Source organism: Yoonia sp. (assembly GCF_046498525.1).
Classification (GTDB): Bacteria; Pseudomonadota; Alphaproteobacteria; order Rhodobacterales; family Rhodobacteraceae; genus Yoonia.
In genome coordinates this window covers 1-2,810 of sequence record NZ_JAWOAN010000075.1, presented here as the reverse complement: position 1 = coordinate 2,810, position 2,810 = coordinate 1, and the positions used below count along the sequence as shown (strand labels likewise).

General features: G+C 60.4%; 5 protein-coding genes and 1 pseudogene. 1 reads left to right on the top strand and 5 read right to left on the bottom strand.

Going from position 1 to position 2,810, the window contains the following annotated elements; all coding sequences use genetic code 11:
- On the bottom strand, positions 1–386 hold a 386-nt coding region (locus R6T97_RS04985), incomplete at its 3' end, for a DNA adenine methylase (protein ID WP_410348197.1).
- Between R6T97_RS04985 and R6T97_RS04980 the strand changes: the two genes are divergently transcribed.
- The gene (locus R6T97_RS04980) at positions 270–581 is read left to right on the top strand and encodes a DUF1194 domain-containing protein (RefSeq protein WP_410348198.1); all 312 of its coding nucleotides are present in this window, start codon (positions 270–272) and stop codon (positions 579–581) included. The two genes, R6T97_RS04985 and R6T97_RS04980, sit on opposite strands and share 117 nt — an antisense overlap.
- Here the strand turns inward: R6T97_RS04980 and R6T97_RS04975 are convergent.
- The 4 genes and pseudogenes from R6T97_RS04975 to R6T97_RS04960 all read right to left on the bottom strand — a co-directional run.
- Positions 546–944 carry a c-type cytochrome gene (locus R6T97_RS04975; RefSeq protein ID WP_410348196.1) on the bottom strand — a complete coding sequence of 133 codons (399 nt, stop codon included), beginning with the start codon at positions 942–944 and terminating at the stop codon, positions 546–548. The genes R6T97_RS04980 and R6T97_RS04975 overlap by 36 nt on opposite strands.
- A gap of 70 nt (positions 945–1,014) precedes the next feature.
- Entirely contained in the window at positions 1,015–1,656 is a 642-nt protein-coding gene (locus tag R6T97_RS04970; RefSeq protein ID WP_410348195.1) for a DUF3047 domain-containing protein, read from the bottom strand.
- Positions 1,657–1,755: 99 nt separating this feature from the next.
- Positions 1,756–2,139: a c-type cytochrome gene (locus tag R6T97_RS04965; protein ID WP_410348194.1), complete on the bottom strand. Its 384-nt coding sequence runs from the start codon at positions 2,137–2,139 to the stop codon at positions 1,756–1,758.
- Between the two features lie 89 nt (positions 2,140–2,228).
- Positions 2,229–2,703 (bottom strand): annotated as a pseudogene (locus R6T97_RS04960) (Ldh family oxidoreductase); the annotation flags it as partial.
- Positions 2,704–2,810: the final 107 nt, after the last annotated feature.

The window sequence follows — 2,810 nt, the reverse complement described above, 5'->3', positions numbered from 1 at the left end:
ATCTCGGCGAGCTCTTCGAGCGGGATGATGCCGTCGGTGCTGTAGCTGAGAACGAGGTACCGGGCGTCTATCGAGTCGAGGAGCGTGCGCATCGCCTTGGCCGCATCTCGTCGCGAGCAGAAGGCCGAACGGGTCGCCACCCAGTCCGGTCTGATCCCCGCCTTGCTCAGCAGCATGCCGTCGGAGTCGCGGCTCGAATCGACATCGGGCTTGTCCCAGAGGAGGATCGTGTTGAGCATGAAGTAGTTGCTCCCGTACTGGTGGCCGGCATACGGCGGATCGACATAGCAGACGTCGCCGCTCGCCGTCGAGAGAAACCGGGTCGCGTCCGTACACCGTGCCTCCCCGCGGGGGCCGTCGGTCAGCTGCGGCGGCTGGAGCTGCATGGGCCGAAGGATTCGCCCCCCGCCGCCTACGAGGCCAATATCATCGGTGGCCCGAACGCCTTTGTCATGCCCGCCCAATCAGGGCCCGAGTTCACAGACGCCGTGCGCCGCAAGCTGATCCTCGAGATCGCGGGAACGACGCCAGAGACGCAATTCGCCTCAGTCCTGCTGGATACTCTCAAGGTAGGCGAGTAGGTCCACAATCGGCTGCGAGGTCATGATCGGCTGGCCGGTTTCGGCCTTGATGGCAACATCCGAGCCCTCAAAGAAATCCCCGTAAACCGGCATCATGCTGCCATGACTGACCAGCGGATCGCGCCCGTCGATCCGCATCACTACGCGGGTCGTCGGGAATACCCCTTCGTTGCGCGCAGCAAGGGTTGTCAGGTCCGCAGGTGCCACCACCAAGGACGGCGACATCGGCCCGTTGCCGCGTGCCGAATTGCCGTGGCAGGTAGCGCAATAGAACCCGAAAAGAGCCTCGCCCTGCGCCGCGTCCTGTGCCGCTGCGGGTGTCGCAAGGCCCAAGACCATTATCAAAGGAATTAGTCGCATCACGTCCCCTTTCACTCTCTCGTCTTTAAGATAATGAGACCGGAAATCAGGCGCGTTGATGCAAATCAAGCCCTCAGCGCAGGATCAGGTTTCCAAGCGCCGCACGGATCACGCTGTCGGTATCATCGCTGTCGCCAGAAACAGCCAAACCCACCAGCGCACCCTTTTCGCCACCAAAGGCACGGGCATAATCTGCTTCCAGATCAACGCTTTCACTGAAAGATCCGGTCCCCGCCTGCCGCAAGGCTATCGTCACACCCTGCCCTTGTGGCCCATAAGGCGACGGGATCACTTCGCCCCGCGCATGGTTACCGCCCCACGCGTATTGGATGATGCGCACATCATCGTTACCCAGAAGGCTGCGGATATTTGCCCCCTCAAGATCGGGCGCAATGCTTTCCGGAACAAATACAAAATAAAGCGAAATATTGCGGTCGTCACCGCCTTTCCGGCCAAGGTCGGTCGCGGGAACCGATTGTGCGACAGTCCAGTTCCACGATGCCCCGCTTGTTGCCCAGTCTTCACGGTCCACACGGCTCCACGCGATCGAGACCGACCCTTCGGAAACAAGCCCGAGGTTTTCCCCGAAAGTGTAGTCGTTGGAGCTGAAGAGCGACAAACGCTGTTCCTGCCAGCCATTATTGAAACTGACCTCCCCTGCACTCGCGCTGACGGCGGCGCAGGTGGCAAAAACGGCGGAAAGCAAAAGTCGCATTATCAGAACATTCTCAATCGGTGTTTGATCAAAGACCTACCGCAAGAATGCTGTCCGGAAAGCCCCGAATGCCCGATGTCACGCGAATGTCAGTTCAGGTTACTGCTGGATACTTTGCAGGTATTCGGTCAGCACCAGCAATTTCATCGGCACAGGCGTGCCTAGCCCCTCGTTTTCGACGATCACCGTCTCGCCCAGATCGCCCGCACCGAATTCCGGCATCGCCGCGCTGAAGTGCTGCCCCCGGTCAAGCCCGTCAATCGTGCTCATCACCTGATCGGTCGGGAAGACACCGCCATTGCGGGCCGCTATCATCGTCAGATCCGGCGGCGCCGTCGCAAGACCGCGCGCCAACGGCCCATCGCCTTTACCGCTCGGGCCGTGACAGCTTGCACAGTTTTCCATATAGGCAGTGCGCCCATCGATGGGTTCTTCAACACAGGCCGCCAAGCCTAATGCCGCAATGATCATGAAATAACGCATTCTGCTGTGCCTCCGCCGGTTTTGGATAGGCTACCAAAGGAATGTCATTCAGGCTATGACAGAATTCTCTGAGCGCGCAGTTTGCCGCGTCAACCGGCCAACTGCCCCACCAGTTTCCACAAGTCGTCAGGCACATCGACCTCGCTCATGATGGTGCGGTCAGCGCCGGAAATCCGCGCACCTTCCTGTTTCGCAACAGCCTCTGCCACACGCGCGAAACTGGCCCCGAACCCTGCATGATAGGTGCCGGGGTCCAACAGGATGTAGAACTGCCCCAGATCATGGGGTTTTCCCTCCGCCACCTTGAGCCCCGCCACATCCAGCGAATTGACCGATCCGGTCATGCCTGCGGCCAGCAGTTCCGCCATCAGGCCAAAGCCCCCAGCCTTTATAGCGGCCCGCACTGACCAAAGCACCTGTCAGCGCCGCCTCGGGGTTTGTCGTCGGCGCGCCGTTTTCGTCAACGGCCCAGCCAAGCGGGATGCTTTCGCCTGCAGCCTTTGTCATCGTGATCTTTCCCAAAGCCACCGCAGAAGTCGAGAAATCAAAGTGCATCACCGGCCCGTTTCAAGGCTTCAGCGCGCGCGACGGCCTTTGCGACCTCTGCAGCCTGCTTTTCGCCAGCACCATGGGTCAGAAGGGCTGCACGGCTTTGCGCCTCGATCTCGGTC

Coding starts and splice junctions, on each gene's coding strand:
- R6T97_RS04970 (WP_410348195.1), bottom strand. CDS start 1,656: ATGCGACTTTTGCTTTCCGCCGTTTTTGCCACCTGCGCCGCCGTCAGC.
- R6T97_RS04965 (WP_410348194.1), bottom strand. CDS start 2,139: ATGCGTTATTTCATGATCATTGCGGCATTAGGCTTGGCGGCCTGTGTT.